This is a genomic window from Infirmifilum lucidum, assembly GCF_014876775.1.
GTDB classification, from domain to species: Archaea; Thermoproteota; Thermoprotei; order Thermofilales; family Thermofilaceae; genus Thermofilum; species Thermofilum lucidum.
Window position 1 is genome coordinate 1325065 of the sequence record NZ_CP062310.1, and the last position, 26292, is coordinate 1351356.

Consider the following 26292-nt stretch of genomic DNA (forward strand, 5'->3'; position numbering starts at 1 on the left):
ATAAAAAAATAGATTTATACTTTTCCTAATGCACAAAGATAAATATTTGCAACTAACTTTTAATCTACTGGAATATGCTGGACGAGCTCGATATCAGGATACTAGAGGTTCTTCTTCACGATCCCCGTGCACCGATATCCCATATTTCCAAGGAGACAGGCCTTAGCAGGCCTACAGTACGGGCGAGGCTAAAAAAGCTACTCGAGAGCGGGATAGTGAAGGGTTTCCGTATAGAACTAGACGAAGAGAAGATGGGTAGCAGGACGTTCCTGCTCACACTGTCAGTGAAGAACGCCGACGAAGCTATAAAGGAAATCCTTGGCTTCGGCGGGGTATACGAGGTCTACGTCTCGCCCGGACAACAGAATCTCCTAGTATTCCTGCACGCCAGCGATATAGACTTCTTGGCAAACATCCTGGACTTCGCTAAGAAACTTGACCCCCTCGCGGAGCTCAGACTCGTAACCTCCATTATCCGGGTAGACAGGAGTATTGAGAGGATCATCGCCAGTGGGAAGGCCACTATTCACTGTGAAACCTGCGGCACTCTAATAAGGGGCACTCCGTTTACATACACGCACGGTAACAGGAAACACTACTTCTGCTGTCCCGTGTGCAAGCAGGCATTCGTTGACAAAGTTAGGAAAAGCGGCCACCAATAATCTTCCATTCTGGAAATAGTTTTTCATAAAAACTAGGAAAAGCGATTATCTGAAATTGATAGGAAATGGCTATCGATCCCGTCTGTGGGATGAAAGTCGACGAGGAGAAAGCTGAGCACAAGCTAGAGTACAAGGGGCGGGTTTACTACTTCTGCTCGAAACACTGCCTCGAAGAGTTCTCGAAAAACCCGGAGAAGTACACTTCAGCGGGGAAGGCGGAGACGCACGCCCACGAGCACCACCATGCAGACTTCAGGAAGAGGCTTTTCTACTCGCTCCTACTGACAGTACCCATAGTCCTTTTCTCGCCCCTAGTGCAACAGCTAGGTGTCCGCATAGACGTCCCATCGAAGGATGCTGCGCTCCTCCTCTTCTCCACGCTACTATTCCTCGTGGGCGGAGAGCCCTTCCTGAGGGGTGCAGTAGGAGAGTTGAAGAGGCGTAGCCCTGGAATGATGGTTCTAGTGTCACTGGGCATAACCGTGTCTTTTTTCTATAGTAGCTACTCCTTGCTGTCCGGTATGGGGGAGACTTTCTTCCTGGAACTAGCAATGTTGATAGACGTGATGCTCCTAGGCCACTACATCGAGTCTAAAGTATTCTCTAGAGCCCTGTCCTCACTAGGCTCAATTATACAATTGTTGCCAGATACCGCACACCTAGTGCACGGTGGCGAAGTCAAGGACGTGCCGGCCCGCTCGCTTACTAAGGGGTCAATAGTTCTAGTCAAGCCCGGTGAGAGAGTACCGGCGGATGGCGTTGTACTCGAGGGGGAGTCTAGCGTCGACGAATCTCTACTCACTGGCGAGTCTCAACCCGTCCCGAAAAAACCTGGGTCGAGAGTAGTGGGCGGCTCCCTGAACATAGACGGTGCCCTAAAAGTGGTAGTCCATGCATCTGGGGAAGACACCTATGTAGCGCGCGTCTCCAGGCTGATGGAGGAGCTCAGGCTGTCGAAATCTGGCATCGAGAGGCTAGCCGACAGGGTGGCCTTCTGGCTTACAGTTTCGATAATAGGTGTCTCTGCCCTCACCCTCATTGCTTGGCTGATGAGCGGCGCCCCCCTTAGTTTCGCCGTTGAGAGGATGGCCGCAGTCGCCGTGGTAGCGTGCCCGCACGCCTTGGGTCTGGCGATTCCAATGGTGGCTTACCGCGTGAGCACATTGTCCTCGGTGAGGAGCATCGTCATTAAGAAGCGGGAAGTACTCGACGTCTCCCCAAGAGTAGACACAATAGTCTTCGACAAGACTGGCACTCTAACGACGGGGGCGTTCAAAGTCGTCCAAATTGCACCCGCGAACGGCCACGCTGCCGATGAAGTTCTTAGACTGGCCGCCTCACTGGAGGCTTTCTCACCCCACCCGATAGCAAAGGCCATAGTCAGCGAAGCCAGGGAGAGGGGCATTGCACTGCTAAGCGTTGAGGAGTTTACATCTGTCCCCGGTGTAGGCGTAAGAGGGCGCGTGGCCGGCAGGACAGTCACGGTCTCTAGTCCAAGATATTCCGGCGTCGACCCGTGGGTAGATACGAGCGGGACTGCAGTCGTCGTAGCCGTTGACGGCGTTGAGGCTGGAGTTATAGTGCTCAGAGACCAGGTAAAGCCCGGGGCCGCTGAGGCTATAGGTGAACTCAAGAAGATGGGGTATAGAGTGTACATGCTTACTGGCGACAGGGAGGAGGTGGCACGTAGAGTAGCAGAGGAGCTTGAACTAGACGGGTACTTCGCGGAGCTGCTCCCGGAGGACAAGGTGAGCATCATCAGTGAGTTGCAGTCGAAAGGCCATGTAGTAGCAATGATTGGCGACGGCGTCAATGACGCGCCTGCGCTCGTAAAGGCGGATCTCGGGATAGCGTTGGGGGCTGGAACAGACATCGCGATAGAGAGTGCTGACGTAGTACTCGTCCGGGACGACCCTATGCTTGTACCAGAGTTCTTCAAATTGATGAAGAAGACTTATAGGAAAATGAAGGAGAACTTAGCATGGGCTGCCGGCTACAACGCTGTAACAGTGCCTCTCGCAGCAGGCGTGTTGAGCTCAGTGGGGGTTGTAGTATCACTTGCTATGGGAGCACTGCTAATGAGCATGAGCGACGTGATAGTAGTCTTAAACGCACAGCTCCTGAAGTGAGGAGCGCTACGTAGATAGATTAATAAACTTTCACGCGTGAATTGAACCGTGATAAACTACAAAATAGATGATAGAGCCTTCTCCTTCCTAAAAGAGGCAACGGAAGCAGTAGGCCCCTCGGGCTTCGAGGAACCTGTCCTCGCGCTTTTCAAAAACCACTACTCGAAGTACGCCGACGAAGTCAGGAGAGACAACCTCGGCTCGCTCGTACTCGTTAAGAGAGGCTCTAGCGAGACGCCACGCGTCCTCGTGGCAGGCCACGTAGACGAGGTAGGCTTCCTTGTAACAGGCATAACAAACGAGGGCTTCGTGAACTTCACGACGCTGGGCGGGTGGTTCGAGCAAGTACTACTGGCACAACGGGTTGTTATCAAGACGAAGAACGGCGAAGTCCCCGGCGTCATCGCGAGCAAGCCCCCACACTTGCTAACCCCGGAGGAGAGGCAGAAAGTCGTCCAGTTCAGCCAGATGTTCATCGACGTCGGCGCGACCAGCAAGGAGGAGGTCGAGAAGCTGGGGATAAGGGTGGGAGACCCCGTAGCCCCGTGGTCGCCTTTCACCAGGACGAAGTTCGACGACCGCATAATGGCCAAAGCGCTCGACGACAGAATTGGGGCATTCATCGCGATGGAAGTCCTGAAAGTCCTACGAGAGCAGAACATAGACCACCCGAACACGTACTACGCTGCGGCCACTGTCCAAGAAGAAGTGGGCCTGAGAGGAGCCGAGACTGTGGGCTGGGTCGTAGACCACGACGTCGCCATAGTTGCGGAAGTCGACATAGCAGGGGACGTGCCGGGGATAAAGCCGAACGAGGCGCAGGCCAAGCTCGGCAAAGGCCCGACCATAGTGACCTACGACAGGTCGATGATACCGAACCAGAAGCTGAAGGAGTTCGTAATACAGGTAGCGGAGGAGTGCAAGATCCCGTACCAGCTCTCAGCCGTGTCGGGCGGGACGGACGCCGGGAGGCTCCACCTCTACCGCGGCGGGAGGCCTAGCATTGTCATAGGAGTGCCGACGAGGCACATACACAGCCATGTAAGCATAGTAAGCCTCGCAGACGTCGAGAACGCGGTCAAACTCGTGGTAGAGCTCATCAAGAGGCTTGACAGAGAATCAGTGAACTCCTTCAAGAGCATCTAGAAGAGCCTTCCCGAAAATTATTAATTTATATAACCGTTAACCGTAATGTATTGTGTCTTCTGGCCTGGAGGAACGCGGGGTAACACCCCTCCACGTCCTAGTGGCATCTGCCCTAGCGGCGTTTAGAGAGGAGGGAGTCCTGAACTACGCCCTAGTCACGTCTTCGATGCAGAAAGCCGGCGAGCGGCTAGCCCTGGTGTACGGCAGGCCCCCAGACCCCCTCGAAGCTCTAAGGCGGGCCCACGAGCTCCTACAGTTCGCGGGAGGGGTAGAGGTCGAAGACCGCGGCGGCCACTACTACGTCCGAGTGGCCACGAGGACTTGCAGGGTATGCCCTAAGGCTGTAGGGGGCCTAGAGCTCCCGGGGCGCCTCTGCCCCCTTCCCGGGCTCTTGTCCGGCTTTGCAGGCCTCAGGCCCGACCTCGAGGGAACCAGGAAGGACGGAACTTACTGCGTCATAGCCATCTACAAAAATCCAAGGGACTAGAGCAGGCCTACTGCATTTTTTACAGTTTTAGAGCAGTAAGGCATTTATCCCGTTTTATTAGTGGAGCTGGGATGCTCGAAGTCACCGGCGTTGCTGTCCTAGGGGCTGGGAAGATAGGTAGCGCCATCGTGAAGGCGCTCGTGAGCCGGGCCCAAGACGTGCGTGTAGTGGCCACGGGTAGGAGCGCGGAGACTCTGAGGAGAGTTGAGAGCCTTGGGGCCCACGCTACAAGGGACAACAGGAGGGCCGTAGAATCCGCGGAGCTCGTAGTAATCAGCGTGAAGCCGCACCACTTCCCCCAGCTCCTCAGGGAGACGGGCTTTGACGTGTGGGATGGCAAAGTAGTGGTGTCCGTAATGGCGGGCGTCAGGCTGGCAACCCTCCAGAGCGTCCTAGAGGGAGCAGAGGTGTACAGGGCTATGCCGAACTTGAACGCCTACGTCGGCAAGTCGGCGACAGCTATAGCCGAAAACGGCTCCGGCTCTAGCAGAAGCTTAGTCGAAGAGCTCTTCAGCCTCGTCGGCTACACCTACTGGGTTCCCGAGGAGTACCTGGACGTGTGGACGGGGCTGGCCGGGAGCGGCCCAGCGTTTCTAGCGGAGATAGTTGACGCCCTCGCGATGGGCGCAGTGGCCTCGGGCATGAGCCGCGAGCTAGCCTACAGGGCGATACTAGACGTCATGGAGGGGACGGCCCTCTTACTGAAGGCCCGGGAGGGCGTACACCCGGCACAGCTACGGGACGAGGTGGCAACACCCGCTGGCACAACGATTAGAGGTCTCACGGTGCTCGAGTCTGAGGGGGTTAAAGCCGCGCTAATGAGGGTTGTCGAGGAGGCCTCGAGGAGGTCGAGGGAGATAGGAGTAGACGTAGACGAGAAGGCTCGGAAAGAGCTGGCCCAGATCTGGCAACAGGCCAAAAACAAGATATAGGCGTGTTACAAACGCTAGACCCGTGGAAAAGCAGCTTCTCGTAGACAAGGTGGCCCTCGCCGCCACGGCAGTTCTACTGGTGTCTCCCCTGCTAGCGTACCTCACCGGACTGTGGCTACCCTACTGGAAGCTCGTAACAGCCCTGGGCTACGAGGAGGCCTACGTCGCCCTTGCTGTAGTAATCTTCGTGGCAGTGTCCCCGCAGCTCGGCTACTACACGCTCCTCTCCCTCCTGACGTCAGCCTGGCTGAACGTCTACCTCAAAAACGCCCTTGCGATGCCGCGCCCCCCTCCAGAGCAGTGGAAGGTGCCAGAGGAGGGCTACGGCTTCCCCAGCGGCCACGCCCAGACGTCTACGGCGTTCTGGTCAGCGGCGTGCCTGGCAGTCAGGCGCCTGGCGCTAGCTGCCTTCAGCGCGGTGCTCGTAGCCCTCATATCCGTCTCCAGGCTCGAGCTCGGCGTCCACTACCCCCGGGACGTCGTCGGGGGAGTCCTTATAGGGCTCGCCGTGTCACTGGCAACCTACTACGCAGCAGAACGGCTGCTGAGGGCGGACAAGAGGAAGGCGTCGCTGGCAGTACTCCTCTACTCTCTCCTCGTTGCCCTCCTCTACGGGGTGCAGCCAGACCCGACTATAGTGAAGGTAGCAGGAGTCCTCGCGGGATCCTCTGCGTACCCGCTCCTACGAGACAGGGTAAAACCAGCCTCGAGCCTGGCCTGGCGAGCGGCTCTCTCGCTACTAGCTCTTGCAATCGCCATGGCACTCACGCGCGCCGCGAAGGCAGCGCCGCCCCCACTGCAGTTCGCCGCGTACCTGGCCGTAGCAGTCACGATAATCTCGACGCCCCTAATCCACCGCCAAGCAAGGACTTGACTTTGGCATTAATATTTTAAAATATTTTTCCATTATTACTTTTATCATGCCAGATAAGTTAAAAAGTCGGTTTTTTGACGTTAACATGGCGCGTTACTAACTGGTGGCAGCAATGCAGCCGTGGATCTGGCGGGAGGCAGACTCCGGGGCTAGTATCCTGGCGTCCCTGACGAGCGACATCCTCAGAAAGTACACGCCAACGCTACTAGAGGAGAGCGGCAAGCTTCCACTACCGCTACTAGCCGAGAGGATATACGAGCTGCTGAGGAAACACGACGTGAATATAGAGGTGTCCACACAACCCCTACCCGTTGCGCCGTACCTCCTGCTCCAGAGAGACCCGCTCCGACTCGTGCTCGTACTACACAAAGCGGCATACCAGGTGTGGCCAGAGCTGAAGCCTGTCAGCCTCCCCGGAGTTCGAACTAACACGAATATAAGTAGCCCATAGGTTACTAGGTGCGGAAAAATGAAGGCACCAGGTCACGAAGCGGCCCTGGCCCTGCTCGCCTCCGTAGCTCTCGGCATCGCCCTAGTCCTCTACTACCAGCCCACTGTATACGCCAGCCCTAGCTTCCTCCCACTAGACTCCCGGGTAACGCTGTTCAAGACCCTCAACTCGACAGACATGCTACTCGTACTCTCACTCCCGCCGTACGCGCAACTAGAGAAGACACGCCTAGGCTGTATCGCAAACGCCTCAAGTGTCGAGGCAACAGCCCCGGGGTTATCCTTAGAGGTTAGGAGGGAGGGCGGGCTCTACTGCATATACGCGTCAGCGGTGAACCCTACTCCTCAATTCACGTCAGTGGAAGTACGCGTCCACGCAGCCCTACTGCAGGGGCAGACAGAACAGTTACCAGCTGCTCTCCTGGTAGCGGTAGCCGCCGTGGGGGCAGCCTCATACCTGTCCCTCACCGAGAAGGGCAGAGACATAGTCTTCAGGGTAGCCTCGGTGCCAGTAGCGTATGCCCTGGTGAACCGCGAGAACGCCCTCAGGAACGCCAGGAGGAGGCTAATATACGAATACGTAAGGAGGAACCCGGGCGTGGGGCCGAGGGCCATAAGCAGGGGGCTCGGGATAAGCTTCGGCGAAGTGCAGTGGCACCTCTCAGTCCTCGAGCGCGTAGGCCTGGTAGCCAGGGCCAGCCTAGTGAAGAGAGCACTGTACTACCCGGCAGAAACGCCCCTACACGAGTGGCTACCCTCCTTCGCCAGGCGGGAGCTGGGGATAAGAGTGAGGCCCGAGCACGTCCAGAGGAACGAGTACAGGATACGTGTCCTACTAGCGAAGGGCTGTACAGTGGCGGAACTCAAAGCCCTGCTGGCATCCACGAGCTAGAAGCCAACAAGCCCCCTGAGCCCTTTCTTGTTTTGAACTAAAAAGTTTATAAACCCCTAGACGCTTGTGCACTGTCGGTGGAAGCATGGAAACAGCGCGGCGCACAATAGTAGCGACGCTACTAGTAGCACTAGCCATAGTAGCCTTCGCCGCAGCCGTAACAATCACGAACATCACTGAGTGGACTGTGAAGGCCCAAGGAGCACCAGTGGTCAAGGTAGCAGGCAGTGACGCCGACGGCACCTACGTTGCGGTCGGGACGTACACAGGAACCGACGGCACGAACAGGACTACGATCACCGTCGTCGGCTTCAAGGGAGACATTACAAGGTACACGAGCGTGCTCAAGATATGCAACAAGAACTACTCAAAGCCTGTATCAGTGTCGCTGGTATACAAAACGCTGCTGAGCGGGAACTGGAATTATGTGAAGTACATAAAGATCCTCTACCCCGGCTCGAGCCCGCCGTCAACGCTAACAATCGACAGCACCACTAGCCCTGGAACCTCAATAACCCTTGGAACAGTAGACCCTGGCAGCTGCACCAGCGACATCGGGGTCGAAGTACTCGTAACGCCAGACGCGCCAACGAACACGAATCTCATAACCATTGAAGTCGACGTCGAGTCAACAGGCTAGGTTTGAACTAGAAAACTTAAATATTTTTTTCTCTCTCCCGAAAACAGGTGCCCAGTCTTGAACCGCAAGCTTAAACTAGGCATACCTGTGGGCGTTGCGCTCGCAGTCTTCCTTGTTCTCCTCTCGCAGTACCCTCTCGGGCTCCAAGCCCTACTTACAGGCGGTGTACACGACGTAGAGCTCCTGTGGCAGGGGAAGCAGCTACGTGCAGTGACGCTGGCAGTGGGCAACTACACTGCCTTCTGCTACCCCCAAGCCCTGACAGTGAGGAACCTGGGCGGGGCGGGCCTCACGTACACTCTGGCGTTCGAGCTCAGGGGCTTTGAAGGCTACTTCGAGCTCCGCGGCCTCAACGAGACTCTACTGCTGGTCAGCGGCAACAAGACAGTGGCTAGAGCCCTGGCTCTAGCCCCGGGTTCCTCAGCCTCCCTAACAGTGTGCGTGAAAGCCGGAAAGGCCCAGGTAGCGAGGCTCGTTGTCGCAGACAAGTCTTCACCTGAGAAAGAGAAGGCCACGAGGAGTGAAGTGCTCCTCGACATCAGGCTGACCGACTGGTACGACAACACCTACCCCCTGAGAATAGAGCTGAGCCCTACTGTGGCGCGCGAGGGCTACGCTATCTTCGAGGTGACGGGCGGCGGGGAAGTATACGTGAATGGGAAGCTAGCAGGCAGGATCCCCCCAATAGCGGGCGCCAGTGCATCGAGCATACTAGTTGTAGAGAGGGTCAAGGGGGTCGACTACCCCCTCGTCTTCCAAGTTGAAGCATGGCGGGTCGAAGAGGCTACTGGCGTCTTGAAGCCCGTGAGGCTCCTAGAGCCCAGCGAGGCTATGGGGGCCAACGACAGGCTAGTGTTCGTGGCCTACATATCAAACACCACTCTCATCCACGTATACACCGGGGGTACTCGGAGGCTGAACTTCACAGGCCTAGTCTCGGAGAGCAACAGTATTATAGACACCGGCGCAGTTAAGATCGAGCTCGCCCGGTGGGGCTTCAGCTCCAAGAGCTTAACCGTGAACTTGACAGGCTCTATAGCCTGGCCCTACCAAGCCGAGAAAGAGTACTACAGCGACCCGGGGGCTTGGAGTAGAGTTCTCCTTGGCCCCGTTAGGGGGATTTGGGAGTACAGGACGAGCGGCGTCTCCGGGTATGTTTCCAGGGCCTTCATGACCGCCTACTCTGGGTCAAACATAACGTTGACGTACCTGTGGCCCGGGAGCATTAGGGCCGGTATCGCGCTAGAATGGTACCTCCTTTCCTGGGCCAGCAACGGAACCTATACCGTAGAGTTTACTTGTGCTACGCTCTGCCAGAGGCTCCCAGTCAAACTCCTCGGGGATGCTGGCCGTGCAACAGTCCTGCTCTGCAACAACTACTACCTCTCGGGCGGCACTGCGGCAACACCAGCCTACTACGGTAGCGCAGTTCTAACTACAACAGGCTCTCCGCTCGCACAAGTTAAAAGCCTAAAGGTCGCGGTGAGGAACTTTGCCGCCTAGGCCCACGCCACCAATACTCCTCCTGCTCCTAGTCGCCTCCGTATCCTTCGCACTAGTAGTGCTGACAAACATCGCCGTCCTCACGGTGGTCGCGAGGCAGGCCCCTCTAACGAAGTACCAGGGCTGGGACACCGGCAACCTGTCATACGGCGTGAAGGGCGCCAGCGCCACCTGGGCCACCGACTCAGGGCTAAACGCGACGATTGTATGGCTTCGTATTATGACAGGGCAGTGGTTTAACGCGACCTTCAACCCCGCGCTCTACGGTGTACCGCAGATTCCCGTAGAGGCCTGGCTCGAGTACGAGGCCATCACCGGTAGCTACGCCTCCTGCCTCAACCTAACACTGCACCTAAACTCCACCACCCAGGTCGTGGTGGTGAACGGCAGGGTAGTACAGGCTACTGGAACGGCCGTCTCCATGCCTGCGGGCTCCAGGGGCCTGTTCAACACCCTTGCAGGCTCGTCGTGCTACGTGCCACCAGGCCAGGAAGTCGCTAGAGTCTACACGTGGCTGGCGTACAGGGCAGGTGTAGCCAGCGTGAAGCAGAGGGTAGTGTGGGTCGTGGTCGCGGGCCCGACGAGAGTGTGGCTAGGGGATCCCTCAACTACAGGTGTATCTGTGTCTCTCTATGACTCAAACACCAGAGCTCTATCCACGGCTACTCTGACTGCTAACCTTACCAGGCTTCAACGTGGAGCTATATATTACGACACGTTTGATACAAATCCATTCACTGCGGGAAGAATGTCTCAGCTATCCTGCACATGGAGATACAGTAGCACAGGGAGGTACATTTATATTTCAACGAGTAGCCGTCCCACAACCTACGGCGGGGAGTGTGTGGCTGTAGCAAACATAGACTTGTCTCGATACGTGTCTGAGGGGAGAAGAATCTATATTGCCGTTGTTGCCTGGAGGCCTGGATATCCACTTCAGATCAGAGCTTTTTACGATACTGTCTTTACTGACCCGCTTACCCAGAGAATATACACTGTAGGCTACTGGAACTACCCTCAACCAGGACAGACAGGCGACATTACGGATGCTACAGCATACTACTTTGATGGGACAAACTGGGTTCAGAGAGCGAGCGTCCAGGTAGCACCTCCGGGCCTCGGTTTTGAGTACGATTATTACCACGAGATAGCAAGTGTGGCGGACTTCTCAGCTAAGACTCTTGAACAGTGGAACCGTACGAGGATATATGCCACACCTATGGGCTACCTGTTTTCGCCTAGCAGAGCAGGAGTCGGGTTCTACCTCATAGACACTGGGACAACTGTTCAAGCAAACTTTGACAACCTAGTGATAAGCGTTGACAACCCTGCATGGGAGGTTAAAGTCGTCGGGCTAAAACCAGGGTGGACTGCCAGGATCAGGGACAGCACGGGGCAAACTGTCGTGAGTGGAGTAGCCGGTAGCGATGGAAGCGTAGTACTCCAACTCTGGCCTACGATCACGAGTTATGTAAATGCCTTCATCGTTAAGAGCGGTTACATCGATATAATCGACGAGTACGGGAACATAGTCATAAGTAAACAGTTCACAGACGACGTTGTCGGTGGAGACGTTTATCGATTCTCATGGGGTTTTGCAGGGAGAGTACTAAACGTCTTAAGCAATCTTTCAGCCTCCTTCACGAGCAAGCTCGTCCTGGCAGGGACGAACTGCACGGTTAGTGGCTCCGCGGTAAGCCTCTACCTGTACAACAGCAGTGGCTCGGCTTCTACGCCCATACAGGTCAGCGGCCCGAGCGTCACGAGCTGGGCTACAAGCACGGTCTCGATGTCCCCGCCCGCAAGCTGGTCTGGGAGCTGGCTCGCGGGCTACTGGTACCTCTCAGCCTCACTTCCCGGCTCGGCGAGCACATGCTACCTAGACGTCGTGGAGCCAGTATACCTGCCCGACAGCGTACAGGTGGGGCTCAGGGCTGTGCTGTGGCTGAAAAGGCCCTAGAGAACCCTTGTAAACTTGTCCCACACTGGGGCTAGCCTGCCTAGGCCCGGCTCCTCGCCCACGCGCCTTATGCCCTTCTCGATGCTGGCCCCGCCCGTGAACGCCTGGCCGACAGTCAGTAGGTCACAGTCCGTGTCGTAGTAGGCTATGTTCCGCAGTGCCTGGGCGACGTGGACGTGCGCAGTCATGCCCAGCCTAGTCTCGCCGTAGCAGCCTATCATGTTCTTCAGGCCTGCTGCCTCGCTCACGTGGGCTACTCTGAGTGCGCCTGTAAGCCCCCTCGTCTTCATGAGCTTAATGTTTATTATGTCGGCGGCCTCCATCTGGACGGCCTTCAGCGCGTCTGCTGGCGTCTTGACGCTCTCGTCGAGTGCTATCGGGAGCGGGCTCTCGCGCTTGATCTTCCTGAGCCCCTCCCAGTCGTCCCACCTCGTGGGCTGCTCTACGAGCTCGACGTCGTACGACGCGATGCGGTCTATGACTCTCACCGCCTCCTCGGCGCTCCAGCCCTGGTTCGCGTCCACGCGTATCCTGACCCCCTCTCCCACGGCATCCCTGACTCTCCGTACTCTCTCGACGTCCTTGTCCGGCTCGAGCCCGAGCTTGAGCTTGAGTATCTTGAAGCCCTCCTCCACGTACTTAACAGCCCTCTTGGCCTGCTCTTCGGGCTCCATTATCCCGATGGTTATGTCTGTCTCTATCTTGTCTCTGTAGCCGCCTAGCAAGCGCCAGAGAGGCCTGCCGACTGTTTTCCCGTAGAGGTCTAGCAACGCCATGTCCAGGGCAGCGGCCAGAGAGCTTGGGGCCTGGAGGCTCCAGGTGTACTCGTGTATAGCCTCGATGCTCGTGTAGTCAACGCTTATCCTGCCGAGTTTTCTAACGGCTTCTACAACCATCTCGAGAGTCTCGCCCAAAACGCTCTTCGAGGGGCATGCCTCGCCCCAGCCCTCTAGGCCCTCAGGAGTTATGAGTCTCACGACCACAGTCCTGCTCTTCTCGGAGACGCCCGTAGATATCCGGAAGGGCTCCGGCAGCGGTAGCTCGACGACCCATGCCTCTAGCTTTATCATCGGGGGTTCTGCGTGTCGGGGCTTTATTTCCTTAGTGGTTCTGAGTCCTCGCCCTGGAGGGCAGGGCTTGAGCCCCCGTCGTATAAGGGGATTACTCCTGTAGCCTATGTTTTTAGCAGCATCACGGATAAATGTACGGCTCGGCGCAGCCTTCCAGCGATGCCGGAGTTTTTCGAGGACTCTCTCCTGAGAGAGATAGCGCAGCTGCCCCCGAGGTACAGGGACTATGCTTATGCCTCGCTGGCACGGGCCTCTGGGAGGCTTGGCTACGGGTATAGGGATCTCGCATCGAGGGTGAGGAGTACCTACCTTAGATCTTACGTGCTGGCAGAGATGCCCCTCTACGACCCCCCTTCGCTCGACACCACTGTAAAGGAGGTTCTAGAGGCTCTACCGAGCCTTAAGTATGCTGGGAGAGTGTACGTCCTAGCCAGGCTGGCAGAAACACTCTGCGCTCTCGGCCGAAAGGACTATAAACACTACCTTTTCGTGGCTGAGAACTACTCTACTCCAGTTGGGTATTCTGGGAAGGCGCGCCTAGCAATAGCTTTCTCGCGGTGCAGAATGGTCGCCAGAGCCGAGGGCATTGCTGACAGCTACAGCGGGTCGAGAAGGGCCTCCTTGTACGTGGAGCTTGCACTCGCGAGGCCCGAAGACTATAGGCTATTCACGCGCACAGCCGGGTTCATAAGAGGACTGAGGGATGGCAAGAAGAAAGTAGTGCTATTTTCCAGGCTGGCGGGGCACCCTTTATACGGTAAGGCCACTACCCCCTGTGTCAAGGATCTTGCAATGAAAATACCTCTGGGAGAGGCTCTTGAAGACCTGTACCTGTCGCTCCTGGTAGCGAGGAACCTCGCAGAGGCTGGGTACTCTGGAGCAGTCAGGCAGGGGTTTGAGGTCATGTTCCCCAGCCTCCCGCCTATAGACGTCCTACCACTAGACTTCGCGGAGCTCATTCTAGAAGTGCTCTACCACTATAGAGGCCTGCAGACCGCCCTAAAAGTTGCCGAGGGGAGCGCTCTTGCCCCGCTCTACTATGCACACCTGCTAGACTACGTATCAATGTTGTCCTCCGAGAAGACCGGCTACACGGCTAAGGGCTCTGCCTCTAATTCAGAAAACGCTGGCATCTGATAAGGGAAATTCTTAATTAGTCGTGAAATCCCTTAAATCACAATGTACTTGAAGGTCGTCTTCGGGGAAGGTTTCGAGGCGCCTGTAGTGGTGACGAGCAACGAGTTCTACGAGAAAATCAGGGGGCTATTACCCATAACTTCGAAGCTCCTGACGTGGAAGGAGGAGGTCTACTTCGAAACAGGCGTGGACTTCATGGGCGACGCCGCGACGCGCGTCACGAGCGGCACGCTGGCCTACTGGCCACCGGGTAAAGCGCTATGCATCTTCGCCTGGGCGAACCAGCCATACGGCCCGGTAGTACACTTGGGGTGGCTCTTGGGGCCTAAACACTACATCCTGGGCATCATAGAGGAGCACGCAGGCGGCGAGGAGGAAGTTAGGCTCGAGCCCCTCGACCCTGCCGCGTACCCGGAGCCCCTCAGGAGGGCCTCAGAGTTGCTTAACGGGCACGGCTTCTACGCCGCGCCGAGGAGCTGGGGCGGGGCTGAGAGCGTTGCGGGGGCTTTTGCCCGGCACAACTTCAGGGTGGGCTTTGAAGTGTTCGTGGAGGACTACGGCTTCATCGTGGAGTCTGATCCTATCTACGCCAGGGACTTCTCGCCCATAGACGAGGCACTCCAGTACAGGATGAAGAAAGTCGTCAAGAGCAGGGTTGACGTGAACGAGGAGGGCTACGTCATACTCTCGGAGTTCGCTGCCCGGGAGGAGGCCCTCCCGGACGCCGTAAAGCAGGTTGTCCACGACTACCTGAAAGTCGTTGACATCCTATCCCTCACAGGGTGAGCCTCATTAAAATCGTCGTGTGGGCCCTCGACTTCACGCCTAACAAGTTCGTACAGGACGTGCTGTCATCGCAACTGGGAGAGGAGGTGGTCTTCGTCGGGGTAGGCCCGCTCTCAAGAGCCGAGGAGGTCTTGGAGGCCATGCGCGAGACGAGGGCTGAAGAGGCTGTTACGGCAATTGAAGATCCATGTGAGATGAACAAGTTGCTGGAGGCAGGAGTTCAGCCGCTAGTCGTGATAACGGAGGAGGTTTGTAGGGCGAAAAGCATCAGCGAGTGCACCGGCGTTGACGCCTCCAGAGACATAGTGGTCGAGCGGGAGGGGGAGGTCTCAGTCATAAGGGTAAGAGAGTTCGCAAGAGTAATCGACATAATGTTCCAGCTCGTAGAGCCGTCGGAGAAGCACGTGCACCACGATGACGAGTAGCCTGCCTATGCAGGCCTACGTCGAACTAGAGGACAGGGGCATCGACCTCAGGCTAACCCTCTACCCGTCGTTTGTGCTTTCTTTACTGCAAGAGACTGGGGACGGCTATGTAAAGATAGCTGGGAGGAGTAGAGGCTGCGTGCTGAGGCAGACAGGCGGACTAGTGGTGTCTTCGTGCGGGGAGGAGCTGACAAGCTACCTTAGCGGGCTATGGTATAGAGATGTCTTCGAGAGGGCAAGCGTTAAGAGAAGCATGAGCCGCGTTATCGACACACTGCGCCTGGTGTACTCCCCCCTGAGTTTATCCGTCGACCCACTCGACCCCCTACATGTGTTCGTCGCAGTCTTCCTAAGCCAGACGACGAACTACCACGCGAACGTTCTCTCGTGGACTAGGCGCCTGTGGTTCCAGACAAACGACCCCTTCGAGGCGGCTACGCTGGCCTCACGGGTGTTCTCGAGCTTCCAGGTGAAGAGACTACCGCAAGCCATAGAGTGCCTCCCGCAGGTATTCAACGGCGACAGGTACGAGGTTAGGAGACAGCTCGTACAGTGCCCGTACGTTGGCCCAAAGACGGCTGACGCCTTCCTTCTCTACGCCCTGGCAGACCCGACGTCGCCGCCCGTCGACAGGCACTTCGTGACAATGGCCTCTAAGCTCGGGATGTTCGCTGGCCTCCACCCGCCGAGAAAGGAGTACTGCTCGAAGTACAGGTGCGAAGACTGCCCCCTCCGCGACAAGTGTATTAGGTGGCGTGCAACGAGGGATCTAGGCGAGCTCGCAGGCTGGGTTCAGACAGTGTTCTACGTGCACGACAAGACTTATTGCTCCAGGAGGCTATGTGACCGCTGCCCACTTAGGAGCGGGTGTAGCGATGCTTACCCGTGAGGGGAGAAAAAAATTAGTTGCCCCCCGGGGATAGACCAACATAGATGGGTGAAAAGCCCAGAGTAGATGAGGAGTTCCCGGAGAAGGATAGGCTGATAGAGGCTGTACTGAGAGTCTTGAGACTGGATCGCAGATTTGGGAAGATCGAGGAGAAGAATGTAAGGAAAATCCTTAGAAAGCTCGACAAGAGCGATCTCACATACCTGGCTAACGTCTTCGACTCCCTATACGAGGTGATCGAGGAGAGATTTCTAAAAGAGGAAGAGAAAACTTAGATTACTTTTATCTCTTTTCTACCCTCCCAGAGCCCGTGGAGGTTACAGTACTCTACAGCGTGTATTACCCCGCTCTTCTTCAAAACCACCTTTAGTGTGATGTCCGGCTCTGCGTACTCCGGCTCGAAAACTACTCTCGCGAGGAGAACTGGGTTGAAGGGGCGCCCCTCCTCCTGGAAGTACACTTCTACCCAGCGGATAGAGTGTTGTACAGTGTTGGGGTGCGGCCCAACTGCTACCTTGATGTAAAAGGGCTCCCCGGCTTTAACTTGCTCGGGTGCCTCTATCCTCGGGGTGTGCGTTTCAACCTTGGAGATGGCCTCGCCGGACGCGGTTTCAGGTGTGTAGATAAGGTCTCCAAACTTTTTTGTCATGTTCCTCACGGGTATAGTGTTTGCAGCGGAAAATAAAATTTTTGTCTAGCAAACAACGTAAATTTATCTTGAATGTAGTCAAAAGCTAGTAGGTGTTACTGTTGCCCAGGCTCGCAAAAGGCGTGTTGCTGGCAGCAGGTCTTGGCACTAGGCTCATCCCGTATAGCAAGGAGATGCCGAAGGAAATGTTACCAGTGTTCGAGGGGGTTAACGGCAAGGTCTTCCTAAAGCCAGTTATACAGGTCATATTCGAGCAACTCTACGAGGCTGGCCTACGGGAGTTCTGCTTCGTGGTGGGTAGGGGTAAGAGAGTTATCGAAGACCACTTCACCCCTGACTGGGGCTTCGTAGACTACCTCGAAAGAACAGGCAAGGAAGAGTACGCGGCTCTTTTGCGAGAGTTCTACAGGAAGATCGAGTCGTCCTACATAGCGTGGGTAAACCAGCCAATCCCACGCGGTACGGGACACGCAGTTTACACTGCCCGGATGTTCGTGGGGGAAGACTTTTTTGTAGTAGCAGCGGCAGATAACGTATTCCTGGGTGAAAACGTTGCCCTAAAGCTAGTCTCTTTCTCCGAGAAACACGGATCCCCCATGCTCGCCGCCAAGCGCGTTAGGGATCCGAGGAAATACGGGGTTATAGTAGGGCGTAGTGTCGGAGAAAGAATATACGAGGTTGAAGGGATCGTTGAGAAGCCTACAAAGCCGGTCTCCGACCTCGCGAACGCAAGCCTCTACGTCTTCCCCCCAGAAATATTCAAGGCGATCGAGGAGACAAAGCCAAGCCCCCGCGGCGAGATAGAAGTTACGGACTCTATCCAGATACTGCTGAGCCGGGGCTTCAAATTCTACGCGTATGAGTCTACAGCCGACTGGGTCGACGTGGGCACCTGGGAGGCGTTCTTCAGGGCAATGGTGCTCTCGCTCAAGCACAGCGGGGGGTATAACCTTGTTGCCGACGTTCTAGGGATCCTCGGGGACAAGTAGACTAAAAATTTTTTACACGGCGCCCAACGTATGCTCTGGTGCTCTCATGGAGAGGCCGAAGCAGAGGACACTAGCCAAGATCCTCCTAGTAGCGGAGGCTTTCTTCGGAGGCTTCTACGTCTCCATAACTAGGGGCCTATTCGTACCAATGTTGGCCTATAGTGGATACCGGTTAGACGTGCTATCAGCTGTGTTGGTGCCGACGGGGCTTGGAGGCATACTCCTGGCCCACGAGCTTTACAGGAAGCCTGGGAGTATTACGAGGAAATTCCGCTCTCTCCTTCTCTCAACACATGTATCTGAGAGAATCCTCTGGCTCCTGCCGCCCGTCCTCCTGTCAAGTCCCTACCTCCTCTCTCTAGACTACCTAGCGGGGAACGTGGTTTCGGTTCTGGTAAGCATACTGCTCGGCATCCTCATATACTCTCTCTTCCCGACAAGGGAAATTATAGAAGTCTCGGTTCACAGGTCGGCTGCGGGCGCGGCGGCGAGCATCCTAGGCTCTCTCTTCATGACGTTTGTTACGGCGGTTCAGTCTGCCCCGATGGCATATGTGACTTCCTACGTTACAGCGTTCCTCGCTGGTCTAGTCAGCTCCGCTACGCTAATCCTCACGCCCGGTATCCCACAGGCCCTCCCAGAGAGAGAAAGAACTGTTACACCACACGAGGAAGCCAGGATAAGAGGCAATGTCGTGTTTATCGTGCTCGCCTTCTTCTTCGCGGGTAGCAACCTTGTAGGAATAGCCTGGAGCCCTCTCCTGAGACAGCTCGGAGCCCCTGTATATATTCCGCTCGCCCTCTCTGTTGCGGGCAACGTTGGGGGCCTCGTGGGAGCCTACTTCTGGAGGTCGTACAGGGGTTACCTGGTCGCCATAGCTCTTAACGCCCTCGTCACAGCACTGATACCCTACGTCGCGTACCCGCCTGCACATGTCGCTCTCTCCTTCGCGGCCTCACTTACATTTGCAGGCGCAAACCTCCTCGGCATGCAGGTGTTCGCGGAACTGAACGAGAGGCTCGGGCGTGTCCGCGCGTCAGCTTTCTTGGTCTCTGCCAACTATGCTGGTTTGCTCGTTGCCTCTGCGTTCTCGTCCCTAGGATTCCTCACTCCGTTTAGCGGGCTCGTACTCGCGGCATTCCTAAAGCTCGTCGGCGTCCTACTGGCCATGTTCGCTATCCCTGAGACAGCCGTTATCCCGGAGAGGAGGGCTTACGAGTACAGCCGCATGATATACTCCACGAGCATTCTCGGCTATACATTCACTGTGCAGGCTTCGAGAGAGCTTCTCAAGACCTCGATAGAAGCCCTTGCCCTCGCGGCGCTACTGACCCTGCTATACATTATATACAGGTTGAGCTGGATAATTGTGGGATTGTAAAATGCCGCCCGAAGCAGACATAATTTCGCAGGTTCTCCTCGCTCTCCAGGACGTCGTGTCAGCCCTGCCAAGGGTACTCCTGGCAACCGTGATTATTCTTGCTACATTTATTATACTTAGGCTTGTAAATAGAGCTGTAAAGTGGCTCGTTTCTGCTGGGAGGCTTGAGGAAGTGATCCGCGGAATAGTTCCAGAAGGGACGAGAATCTCGTTGACAACAATTTTCACGGCTCTCGCAGACGCTGCGATACTCGTGGCCTCCTCTGCAACGTTGATAAAGCTCTATGTTCCAGAAGGGACGCCGTTCTACCGGGAGTTGGTCGGCTACCTCGCGAGAGCGGGTAGTGTCGTCGTTCTCGCCCTACTAGCACTAGTCATGGTAGACGCTGTCGTTAAGTCGATGCGCCTCGAGAGAAAGACCGAGAGGTTCTTCGTAATGCTCACGTCTCTCCTGCTGGTGATCCTGGTCGTCGACTTAGCTGCGCTAAGCAATGAGGTGAAGATAGCCCTAACGGCAGGGCTCGCCTTGGGCGTCGGGCTCCTCATAGGCGTCTTCTCGTTTTGGGCGCTCTTTGGCGACTACATAGAGGAGGCTGTGGCCTTGCTCAGGAGCCGTAGGCGCGAAACACTATCGCGAGGGGTGGCAGAGCAGGAGATACCGCCGGAGTAGCGTGATAGGCCATGAACCCGAGCTATGTGGCCCTCCTACTGTTTTTCGCCCCGCTATACCTCCTCACTGCCTACTACCTCGTAATCCTCTTTAGAGCGTTTAGGGCACGCGAGCGCAGAGGGGTGTCTGACAGTAGTAACTGCAGTGGCTGTGCACTGGAGGTAGTAGTCCCAATAAAGAACGAGCCCATAGCTGTAGTTAAAGACACTGTCCTCAAGAACCTCCAGGCTTTCAATTCAGCGGGATGCTTGAAGAGAGTTGTCATACTTTCGGACGACGACCCGGGCTACGCCGAGAAACTGGAGAGGGGGATAGGCGAAAATGGCTTAGTAAAGGTAGTCAGGAGGGATAACCCACGAGGCGGCAGGACAGGAGCGCTCGACGAGATTTTCGCTTCCTCCTCCTCGGACTACATACTGGTTCTAGACGTGGACGGTGTTGTTGGAAGCAGGGCGCTCGAGGGTCTCTGCAGAGAGCTGGGCGAGGCAGACGCATACATTATTCCGTGGAGGGGCTACTTTTACGAGAAGACGAGAGTGGCAGAAGCGGCAGCTTTCTCCGTAAACCTAGGCTCGTCGTTGCTCTACAGGCTCCGGTGGCTTGCCGGCTTCTACGTATTCCCCCTCGGCTCTGGGACAGCGTACAAGCGCTCTGCAGTTCTTAGGGTAGGAGGGTGGGGGGACAATGTCATACAGGACGACATATGGATGGGCGTGAAACTCTCCACGTCGGGGCATAGGACGGCCCTACTCGAGGACGGGTCAATAGAAGTGCTCGTGCCAAGCCGGCTACACACTCTACGTAAGCAGCAGTCGCGCTGGGCGTACGGCACAAGCGAGGTGCTTTCAAAGAGCCTTCCACGGTTGCTCAAGGCGAGCTTGCCTTGGAGCACCAGACTCGAGATGATAGCCTACATGATGCAGCCGTTGCAAACTCTGCCGGCTTTCATGGCTTTCGTCCTTGCGCCATTAATTGCGCTAATTCATACTGCAAGTGATCCTGTGAACATCCAGATCGTAAACCTCCTAGTCCTAGTTGCTCCCCTTGTTGCCCTAAATGCGGTGTACGGGTACATGATGTTCAGACTTGCACCGGAGGTCTACGAGAACGGGTTGAAGCACTACCTGGTAAACCTCGGGAGATTCACGGCCATACTCGCCGTGCTCTCGCCTCACCTCTCCATAAGCGCCTTGAGGGGGCTCCTCAGGGCTGGCTTCAAGTGGGAGGTTACGCCAAAGGGCGAGAAGGAGAGAGCCCTGCCCAAGGAGAAGACCCCCCTCCTGATACTCGCGTGGTCGCTCCTCGGAGCAACTCTCTCGATTTTAACAAGGAACATATACACGCTCGTAATCTCAGCATCCTACCTGGTTGCAGCAGCATACAGTCTTCTAAGGCTAGAACTCTAATTCACGGCAAGACGATGTACTGAGGCTCTGGCCACATTGCCAGGTACACCACACTCGGCACGCTCAGCGGCGTCCTAGAACCAAGCGCCCCAAACAGCAGACTGAGTAGCCCCGGCTGTGGTGGCTTGAGCTCGACGACCGGGGCGTAGGGTGGGAGGCCTGCGAGCTCCCTCGTCTTATTCAAGGCTTCCTCAAATGTGGTAATGCCGTCTATGAGGCCCGCTTTGAGGGCCTCCTGGGGGCCGTACGGCCTCCCCGTGAAAGCCTCGCTGCTCACGTTCTTCCTCCCCTCGAGGACGATGCTCTTAAAGAGACTGAAGTACTCGTCTACTATCTCCTGCATGACCCTCAAGTCCTCCGCGGTCATATTCCTGTACGGCGACCCTATATCCTTCAACTCCCCTGTCTTCACCGTGTATACTCTTACTCCAAGCTTGCCTAGAAGCCCCTCTACGCTCAGAACCGACGCGTAGACGCCGATAGAGCCTATAAGTGACGACGGGCTCGCGTAGATCCTAGCAGACGGGCACGCCGCCATGTAGGCTCCACTCGCCAGCGTGCCTCTAGCGTACGATACGACGACCTTCTTGCTAGCCAGTTCTTTGACTGCAGTGTAAAGGTCGTATGAGGCCGAGACAGTCCCCCCTGGGCTATCGAAGACCAGTACTACGGCTTTCACCGTCGGGTCGTCCTCGGCCTGCTTGACCAGTTTAATGTACTCTTCTACGCCCACTGATGCCCCGAATAGCGATGATGTAGGGTAGGTGATTGGGCCGGTTATTACGATCTTGGCGATGCGTGGGGTTAGGGCCACTTGCTGGGTGGAGTAGAACACGGAGAGCAGTACGCCAGCCACTACTGCAGCGGCTATCAGCAATAGGGGGAGCTTTTGCCTGACCCCCTTTCTCGCTATTGGCTGCTGAGACATACTTAAAATATGCGGCGCCAACTAATATCCTTTGTAGGTTATGGTGAAGCATTACGACGTGATAGTCTTTGGTACAGGCTCAGCGATGAACATAGTATCTGAGTTGATAAACCGGGGCACGAACCTCCGCCTCGCAGTTATCGAGAACAACATGGTCGGAGGAATTTGCCTTACAAGAGGCTGTATACCCTCGAAGCTACTGTTAGAGGTAGCTAGGAACATTAGGAGGATAAGAGAAGCCGGCAAGTTTGGCGTAAATGCCAGGATCGAGTCCATAGACTTTACCGGCGTCATGGAGAGGGTGTGGAGGAGGATATACCGTGAGAGCAAGGAGATAGAACACTCGCTGAAGCACCACTCCCTCGTCGACCTGTACCAAGTCGACGGGGTGTTCGTGGGGGACTACACGGTAGATGTAGGGGGGAGGGAGATCGAGGGAGAAAAAGTCCTGCTTTCTACGGGCTCGAAGCCTAGGATCCCGCAAGTTCCAGGAATCGACCTCGTCGACTACTACACAAACGACAACTTCTTCCGCGAACTCAGGGAGTTGCCTAAGAGAACAGTGGTCGTTGGCGCCGGCTATGTTGGCCTAGAGCTAGGCTTCTTCTTGGCGATGATGGGGAGCCAGGTAACAGTCCTTGGTAGAAGGTCTAGAATACTCCCCGAGGAGGAGCCCGAGGTTTCCGAGCTCCTCCAGAGAGACCTCTCGCAATACATGGACATTAGAACCAACCACGAAGTCGTAGAGTTCAGGAAGAACGGGGACAGGAAAATTGTCGTGGCGGAGAACAAGCTTACAGGGGACAACGTAGAGTTTGAGGCTGACGCTATTTTAATCGCTGCTGGAAGGGCCTCGTACAGCGACGTGACTAGGCCAGAGAAGACAGGAGTGAGGACAGACAAGAAGGGCTGGATAATAGTCGACGAGTACCTGCGCACCTCCAAGGAGGACATATGGGCGTTTGGTGACGCTACTGGCAGGATGATGTACAAGCACAAAGCTAATTACGAGAGCATCATAGTGTACTACAATGCCTTCCTGGGGGAAGAGGTCAAGGCAGACTACCACGCTGTTCCGCATGCAACATTCACTGAACCGGAGGTCGCAAGCGTGGGGATGAAAGAGGAGGAGGCGAAAAAGAAGTACGACATACTCGTAGGCTATGCTATGTACGACGAGACTGCTAAAGGCGAGGCAATGATGGTGAAAGACTACTTTGTGAAAGTGATCCTAGACAAGGAGACACTTAGGATCCTCGGAGCCCACATAGTCGGGCCTGAGGCCTCTATACTCATACAGGAGATAGTCAACCTAATGTACACTGAAAGCCAGACCGCAGAACCCATATTCAGAGGTATGCACATACACCCCGCTCTCTCTGAGGTAGTTGAAAGGGCGTTCTTCCACCTCCACGAGCCGGAAGAGTGGCACAGGCACGAGCACTAAGCCAGAACCTTTAAAACTCCGGCACTTGTTTTCCGGAGCTTTACCGGCCCTACATCGTGTCCACAAGCCATTAAGTGCTAAGAGGCGTGCTTTACGCTGACGTAGCCTCATACTAGCAGTGACCAACACGCCATATCCTCTACGGCGAACCCGTGTGGTTGCGCAGTAGCTGGGGAAACCCCCTGTACTCTTTGGTAGCGGTGAAGATGAAGACCGTTGCCTACATAGGCGAACCCCGGGGCAGGTGGCGGAAAGCGAGCCGTGATCTCTAGACCTGGTGCAGGAGAATGCAGGGAGAGTAGCAGAGCCAGGGGTCTGAGAGCCTTTATGATGAATAAGTTAAAAAATCTTTAACATCTTGAGTAAGCGGTAGCTCATGGAGAGAAACAGACTGTACTTGGCTCTCGCGACTCTCTACTCGTTGTACTTCCTCGTGTACGTTCACAGGACAATAACTGGCGTCCTGAAGCCAGAGCTAACAGAGGTAGCCGGGCTATACGGCTTGGACGCTGTCTTTCTTACATCATCTCTTGCATCCACATACTTCTATGCGTACTCTGCGATGCAACTACCAGCTGGCGTCCTGGCAGACGCTCTAGGCGTCAGAAAGTACGTGTCCATAAGTGCGGGGATAATGTCGGCAGGCGTGTTCCTATTCGCGTCTGCACGGCCTCAACTAATGCTGCTAGGCCGACTCTTAATAGGAGCTGGGGCGGCCGCCGTGTATGTCTCGATACAACGGGTCATCGGGATTTACGCTTCGCAGGACAGAGGAGGTCTACTTACAGGCCTCGCCTTGTCAATAGGGAATATAGGTGCTTTGTTCGCAACCCTTCCTTCAAGAGTCGTTATCGACGCGCTAGGCTTCTCGAACTTCTTCGTGGTACTAGCGGTGTCCTCGAGCCTGCTAACAATAGCTCCAACGCATACGATCGCGGATGAAGGCCTCGGCAGCAAGGGAGTTGTAGAAGGCCTCAAGAAGACTATCTCGCAGCTCAAGATTGCAGCTACCTCTTACCACTCAATAGCTGTAGCATTGGCCTACACTGGAACGTACTCAGCAGTGCTAGCCTTCCAGTCCTACTGGGCCTACGAGTACCTGCAGAAGAACTTTGGAATGTCTAAGGAGGAAGTGGCGCAGGCACTCCTCTTACTAGCACTAGCCTTCCTCGCTACAGTTCCACTAGTAGGGTATACTAGCGACTCTATTCTCAAGAAGAGGAAGCCAATCCTGGTAGCTGGATGCTTCTTACACTCGGCGGCGTGGTTTACCGCCATCCTGTTGCCGGCTACCAGCTCTAGAGCCGCGGTAAACGCATACATGCTCGTCCTAGGCCTAGTAGCGTCCACACACATGGTAATCTCGCCAATGGCTAGAGAAGCCTACCCCCCAGAATTCTCGGGGACAACCTTTGCCTTCGTAAATATGGTGGGCTTCCTGGCCGTAGCAGTCTACCAGAGCCTCGGCCTAGTAGTAAAGGATCCAGTACATATACTCGCACTTTTCAGCGTAGCTTCTTTAGTCTCGGGATTGCTTGCTTTGAGGGCAAAAGAAACAATGAACAGTTAAAAGAAAAAAGAATACTTTATGGGATTTCTACGGCGCCGTACCAGGGCCTCCACTTAGCCCAGCGAGGTATGTGCTCGAAAGCTGCGCTGTAACCTATGTATAGAGCGATGAGTCCTGCTACTACTAGGAATACCAAGGCGAGCCACGCGACTTCCCTCCTCTTCTTGTAGAAGAGGAGTGGTGAAAGGAGGACAGAGAGCCCAGTCAAAATATACATGAGGCCTGCAACCTCGGGTTGCTTGGTCAAGCGGAAAGCGATTATGGCTGCGCCGTGGACTACCGGCAAAATGCCTATGAATGCGAACGGTATTGAAGTGAAGGCAAAGTCTAAGCGTAGCAGTAGTGCCAAGCCGAGGACTAGGCACGCAATGCCGAATATAGGCCACTCGTCCATGATGACAATGTTGTAGGGGCCTGGCATCGGCCAAGTAATTGTGCCCCAGACACCAGTCGCCAGTGCATAGACGCCAACAACAAGGAAGAACACGCCATAGCCTCTGTTTAGGTTCTCGAGTTCTTTGAAAGGCCTAATGAAGTTAAAGTAGACGAACGTTGCCGCTGCAAGCAGCGTTGCGCCGAGAAGCATCAGCCACGTGTCTAGTGGGTCTGTTATTAAGAGCGGCATACATTCACAATCTGTAAAAACAATGATATAAGTACTCTTATTTTCAATCTGAAGCATAATACAGCGATAAGAATAAAAAAGAAAAGTTATCCTGTGCAAAAATAAAAAAGTCGGGAAAATAACCACCTGAAATTTTTCCAAATATAACAAGTTAAAGATATATATATGACAACGTCATATCAGAAGGTGCCATGCCTGTACAAGGCCCTAGTCTAGTGGCCTCCCTTGTAAAGGGGGTGGTGCTACTCCCTTTACGAGAGCTAAAGCCTCACGAGAGTGTAGACCCATTAAACCTGGAGAGTGTCCTCCATAGACTGCGGAGAGACCAAGTCCTGAGAAGGGCGGTGGCAATAGACTCTGAGACGCGTGTTGTCCTAGACGGCCACCATAGGCTCAAGGCACTCGAGCTACTGGGGTGCCAGCTCGTACCCTGCACTCTCTTCGACTATCGTAGTGGGCTAATAGAAGTGTGGAGTTACCCGGGGGCCCCCAGAGTCTCCAAGGAAGACGTCCTCTACGCCGCGCTAAGCGGGAGGCTTCTACCGCCTAAAACCTCACGGCACATGGTCAGAGCTGGTAGTAGGTATGTCCATATATCTGAGTTTGAAGTAGAGGTTAACCTGCCAATTAGTAGTCTAAGGTGAT

The 26292-nt window shown here is 55.5% G+C and carries 27 protein-coding genes; 23 read left to right on the plus strand and 4 right to left on the minus strand.

Annotated elements, in window-relative coordinates; translation table 11 throughout:
* The first annotated feature begins 74 nt into the window (after positions 1-74).
* From IG193_RS07555 to IG193_RS07605, 11 genes are all read left to right on the plus strand, one after another.
* On the plus strand, positions 75-662 hold the full coding sequence (locus IG193_RS07555) for a winged helix-turn-helix transcriptional regulator (protein ID WP_192818576.1): 588 nt from the start codon (positions 75-77) through the stop codon (positions 660-662).
* Positions 663-727: 65 nt separating this feature from the next.
* Complete coding sequence (locus IG193_RS07560; RefSeq protein WP_192818577.1) at positions 728-2791, plus strand: heavy metal translocating P-type ATPase; 2064 nt, start codon at positions 728-730, stop codon at positions 2789-2791.
* A 48-nt stretch (positions 2792-2839) separates the two neighbouring features.
* On the plus strand, positions 2840-3937 hold the full coding sequence (locus IG193_RS07565; RefSeq protein WP_192818578.1) for a M42 family metallopeptidase: 1098 nt from the start codon (positions 2840-2842) through the stop codon (positions 3935-3937).
* Positions 3938-3989: 52 nt separating this feature from the next.
* Complete coding sequence (locus IG193_RS07570) at positions 3990-4424, plus strand: hypothetical protein (protein WP_192818579.1); 435 nt, start codon at positions 3990-3992, stop codon at positions 4422-4424.
* Between the two features lie 71 nt (positions 4425-4495).
* A complete protein-coding gene (proC, locus tag IG193_RS07575) occupies positions 4496-5356 on the plus strand; it encodes a pyrroline-5-carboxylate reductase (RefSeq protein ID WP_192818580.1) in 861 nt (286 codons plus the stop codon).
* A 22-nt stretch (positions 5357-5378) separates the two neighbouring features.
* Positions 5379-6230, plus strand: a complete 852-nt coding sequence (locus IG193_RS07580) for a phosphatase PAP2 family protein (protein WP_192818581.1) — start codon at positions 5379-5381, stop codon at positions 6228-6230.
* Positions 6231-6342: 112 nt separating this feature from the next.
* Positions 6343-6681 carry a hypothetical protein gene (locus IG193_RS07585; RefSeq protein WP_192818582.1) on the plus strand — a complete coding sequence of 113 codons (339 nt, stop codon included), beginning with the start codon at positions 6343-6345 and terminating at the stop codon, positions 6679-6681.
* Between the two features lie 18 nt (positions 6682-6699).
* Entirely contained in the window at positions 6700-7572 is an 873-nt protein-coding gene (locus tag IG193_RS07590; RefSeq protein WP_192818583.1) for a winged helix-turn-helix transcriptional regulator, read from the plus strand.
* An 85-nt stretch (positions 7573-7657) separates the two neighbouring features.
* A complete protein-coding gene (locus IG193_RS07595; RefSeq protein ID WP_192818584.1) occupies positions 7658-8212 on the plus strand; it encodes a hypothetical protein in 555 nt (184 codons plus the stop codon).
* Positions 8213-8269: 57 nt separating this feature from the next.
* The gene (locus IG193_RS07600) at positions 8270-9715 is read left to right on the plus strand and encodes a hypothetical protein (protein WP_192818585.1); all 1446 of its coding nucleotides are present in this window, start codon (positions 8270-8272) and stop codon (positions 9713-9715) included.
* Positions 9705-11675, plus strand: a complete 1971-nt coding sequence (locus IG193_RS07605; RefSeq protein WP_192818586.1) for a hypothetical protein — start codon at positions 9705-9707, stop codon at positions 11673-11675. The genes IG193_RS07600 and IG193_RS07605 overlap by 11 nt, the downstream gene beginning before the upstream one ends.
* On the opposite strand, the gene IG193_RS07610 is transcribed toward IG193_RS07605, so the two are convergent.
* Positions 11672-12745, minus strand: a complete 1074-nt coding sequence (locus IG193_RS07610) for a mandelate racemase/muconate lactonizing enzyme family protein (RefSeq protein WP_192818587.1) — start codon at positions 12743-12745, stop codon at positions 11672-11674. The genes IG193_RS07605 and IG193_RS07610 overlap by 4 nt on opposite strands.
* 159 nt (positions 12746-12904) lie before the next feature.
* On the opposite strand from IG193_RS07610, the gene IG193_RS07615 reads away from it, so the two are divergent.
* Genes IG193_RS07615 through IG193_RS07635 form a run of 5 tightly spaced genes read left to right on the plus strand, consistent with a single transcriptional unit; the run spans position 12905 to position 16257 of the window.
* Positions 12905-13882, plus strand: a complete 978-nt coding sequence (locus IG193_RS07615; RefSeq protein WP_192818588.1) for a hypothetical protein — start codon at positions 12905-12907, stop codon at positions 13880-13882.
* Between the two features lie 42 nt (positions 13883-13924).
* Positions 13925-14668 carry a cyclophilin-like family protein gene (locus IG193_RS07620; protein WP_192818589.1) on the plus strand — a complete coding sequence of 248 codons (744 nt, stop codon included), beginning with the start codon at positions 13925-13927 and terminating at the stop codon, positions 14666-14668.
* Positions 14665-15093 (plus strand): hypothetical protein, encoded by a 429-nt coding sequence (locus IG193_RS07625; RefSeq protein ID WP_192818590.1) that lies wholly within the window; start codon positions 14665-14667, stop codon positions 15091-15093. The genes IG193_RS07620 and IG193_RS07625 overlap by 4 nt, the downstream gene beginning before the upstream one ends.
* Positions 15083-15982 carry a DNA lyase gene (locus IG193_RS07630; RefSeq protein WP_192818591.1) on the plus strand — a complete coding sequence of 300 codons (900 nt, stop codon included), beginning with the start codon at positions 15083-15085 and terminating at the stop codon, positions 15980-15982. The genes IG193_RS07625 and IG193_RS07630 overlap by 11 nt, the downstream gene beginning before the upstream one ends.
* A gap of 44 nt (positions 15983-16026) precedes the next feature.
* Positions 16027-16257 carry a hypothetical protein gene (locus IG193_RS07635; RefSeq protein ID WP_192818592.1) on the plus strand — a complete coding sequence of 77 codons (231 nt, stop codon included), beginning with the start codon at positions 16027-16029 and terminating at the stop codon, positions 16255-16257.
* On the opposite strand, the gene IG193_RS07640 is transcribed toward IG193_RS07635, so the two are convergent.
* On the minus strand, positions 16254-16631 hold the full coding sequence (locus IG193_RS07640; RefSeq protein WP_192818593.1) for a class II SORL domain-containing protein: 378 nt from the start codon (positions 16629-16631) through the stop codon (positions 16254-16256). The genes IG193_RS07635 and IG193_RS07640 overlap by 4 nt on opposite strands.
* Positions 16632-16732: 101 nt before the next feature.
* On the opposite strand from IG193_RS07640, the gene IG193_RS07645 reads away from it, so the two are divergent.
* Genes IG193_RS07645 through IG193_RS07660 form a run of 4 tightly spaced genes read left to right on the plus strand, consistent with a single transcriptional unit; the run spans position 16733 to position 21077 of the window.
* Positions 16733-17620, plus strand: coding sequence for a UTP--glucose-1-phosphate uridylyltransferase (locus IG193_RS07645; RefSeq protein ID WP_192818594.1), 888 nt, complete (start codon positions 16733-16735; stop codon positions 17618-17620).
* Between the two features lie 46 nt (positions 17621-17666).
* Entirely contained in the window at positions 17667-19001 is a 1335-nt protein-coding gene (locus IG193_RS07650) for a hypothetical protein (protein ID WP_192818595.1), read from the plus strand.
* Position 19002: 1 nt separating this feature from the next.
* The gene (locus tag IG193_RS07655) at positions 19003-19671 is read left to right on the plus strand and encodes a hypothetical protein (RefSeq protein ID WP_192818596.1); all 669 of its coding nucleotides are present in this window, start codon (positions 19003-19005) and stop codon (positions 19669-19671) included.
* Between the two features lie 11 nt (positions 19672-19682).
* Entirely contained in the window at positions 19683-21077 is a 1395-nt protein-coding gene (locus IG193_RS07660) for a glycosyltransferase (protein ID WP_192818597.1), read from the plus strand.
* 1 nt (position 21078) lies between these two features.
* On the opposite strand, the gene sppA is transcribed toward IG193_RS07660, so the two are convergent.
* Entirely contained in the window at positions 21079-22005 is a 927-nt protein-coding gene (gene sppA, locus IG193_RS07665) for a signal peptide peptidase SppA (protein WP_192818598.1), read from the minus strand.
* 40 nt (positions 22006-22045) lie between these two features.
* On the opposite strand from sppA, the gene IG193_RS07670 reads away from it, so the two are divergent.
* Together IG193_RS07670 and IG193_RS07675 are read left to right on the plus strand one after the other, a co-directional pair.
* Entirely contained in the window at positions 22046-23452 is a 1407-nt protein-coding gene (locus IG193_RS07670) for a dihydrolipoyl dehydrogenase (RefSeq protein WP_192818599.1), read from the plus strand.
* Between the two features lie 376 nt (positions 23453-23828).
* On the plus strand, positions 23829-25022 hold the full coding sequence (locus IG193_RS07675) for an MFS transporter (protein ID WP_192818600.1): 1194 nt from the start codon (positions 23829-23831) through the stop codon (positions 25020-25022).
* A gap of 16 nt (positions 25023-25038) precedes the next feature.
* Here IG193_RS07675 and IG193_RS07680 read toward each other — a convergent pair whose 3' ends face one another.
* On the minus strand, positions 25039-25647 hold the full coding sequence (locus IG193_RS07680; protein ID WP_192818601.1) for a DUF981 family protein: 609 nt from the start codon (positions 25645-25647) through the stop codon (positions 25039-25041).
* A gap of 191 nt (positions 25648-25838) precedes the next feature.
* Here IG193_RS07680 and IG193_RS07685 point away from each other — a divergent pair, with 191 nt between their 5' ends.
* Complete coding sequence (locus IG193_RS07685; RefSeq protein ID WP_192818602.1) at positions 25839-26291, plus strand: ParB N-terminal domain-containing protein; 453 nt, start codon at positions 25839-25841, stop codon at positions 26289-26291.
* Position 26292 lies beyond the last annotated feature (1 nt).

Bases quoted from the DNA above. Each gene is read 5' to 3' on its own strand.
- IG193_RS07555 (WP_192818576.1), top strand. From the start codon at position 75: ATGCTGGACGAGCTCGATATCAGGATACTAGAGGTTCTTCTTCACGAT.
- IG193_RS07560 (WP_192818577.1), top strand. From the start codon at position 728: ATGGCTATCGATCCCGTCTGTGGGATGAAAGTCGACGAGGAGAAAGCT.
- proC (WP_192818580.1), top strand. From the start codon at position 4,496: ATGCTCGAAGTCACCGGCGTTGCTGTCCTAGGGGCTGGGAAGATAGGT.
- IG193_RS07585 (WP_192818582.1), top strand. From the start codon at position 6,343: ATGCAGCCGTGGATCTGGCGGGAGGCAGACTCCGGGGCTAGTATCCTG.
- IG193_RS07590 (WP_192818583.1), top strand. From the start codon at position 6,700: ATGAAGGCACCAGGTCACGAAGCGGCCCTGGCCCTGCTCGCCTCCGTA.
- IG193_RS07595 (WP_192818584.1), top strand. From the start codon at position 7,658: ATGGAAACAGCGCGGCGCACAATAGTAGCGACGCTACTAGTAGCACTA.
- IG193_RS07610 (WP_192818587.1), bottom strand. From the start codon at position 12,745: ATGATAAAGCTAGAGGCATGGGTCGTCGAGCTACCGCTGCCGGAGCCC.
- IG193_RS07615 (WP_192818588.1), top strand. From the start codon at position 12,905: ATGCCGGAGTTTTTCGAGGACTCTCTCCTGAGAGAGATAGCGCAGCTG.
- IG193_RS07620 (WP_192818589.1), top strand. From the start codon at position 13,925: ATGTACTTGAAGGTCGTCTTCGGGGAAGGTTTCGAGGCGCCTGTAGTG.
- IG193_RS07630 (WP_192818591.1), top strand. From the start codon at position 15,083: ATGACGAGTAGCCTGCCTATGCAGGCCTACGTCGAACTAGAGGACAGG.
- IG193_RS07635 (WP_192818592.1), top strand. From the start codon at position 16,027: ATGGGTGAAAAGCCCAGAGTAGATGAGGAGTTCCCGGAGAAGGATAGG.
- IG193_RS07640 (WP_192818593.1), bottom strand. From the start codon at position 16,631: ATGACAAAAAAGTTTGGAGACCTTATCTACACACCTGAAACCGCGTCC.
- IG193_RS07650 (WP_192818595.1), top strand. From the start codon at position 17,667: ATGGAGAGGCCGAAGCAGAGGACACTAGCCAAGATCCTCCTAGTAGCG.
- IG193_RS07655 (WP_192818596.1), top strand. From the start codon at position 19,003: ATGCCGCCCGAAGCAGACATAATTTCGCAGGTTCTCCTCGCTCTCCAG.
- IG193_RS07660 (WP_192818597.1), top strand. From the start codon at position 19,683: ATGAACCCGAGCTATGTGGCCCTCCTACTGTTTTTCGCCCCGCTATAC.
- sppA (WP_192818598.1), bottom strand. From the start codon at position 22,005: ATGTCTCAGCAGCCAATAGCGAGAAAGGGGGTCAGGCAAAAGCTCCCC.
- IG193_RS07670 (WP_192818599.1), top strand. From the start codon at position 22,046: ATGGTGAAGCATTACGACGTGATAGTCTTTGGTACAGGCTCAGCGATG.
- IG193_RS07675 (WP_192818600.1), top strand. From the start codon at position 23,829: ATGGAGAGAAACAGACTGTACTTGGCTCTCGCGACTCTCTACTCGTTG.
- IG193_RS07680 (WP_192818601.1), bottom strand. From the start codon at position 25,647: ATGCCGCTCTTAATAACAGACCCACTAGACACGTGGCTGATGCTTCTC.
- IG193_RS07685 (WP_192818602.1), top strand. From the start codon at position 25,839: ATGCCTGTACAAGGCCCTAGTCTAGTGGCCTCCCTTGTAAAGGGGGTG.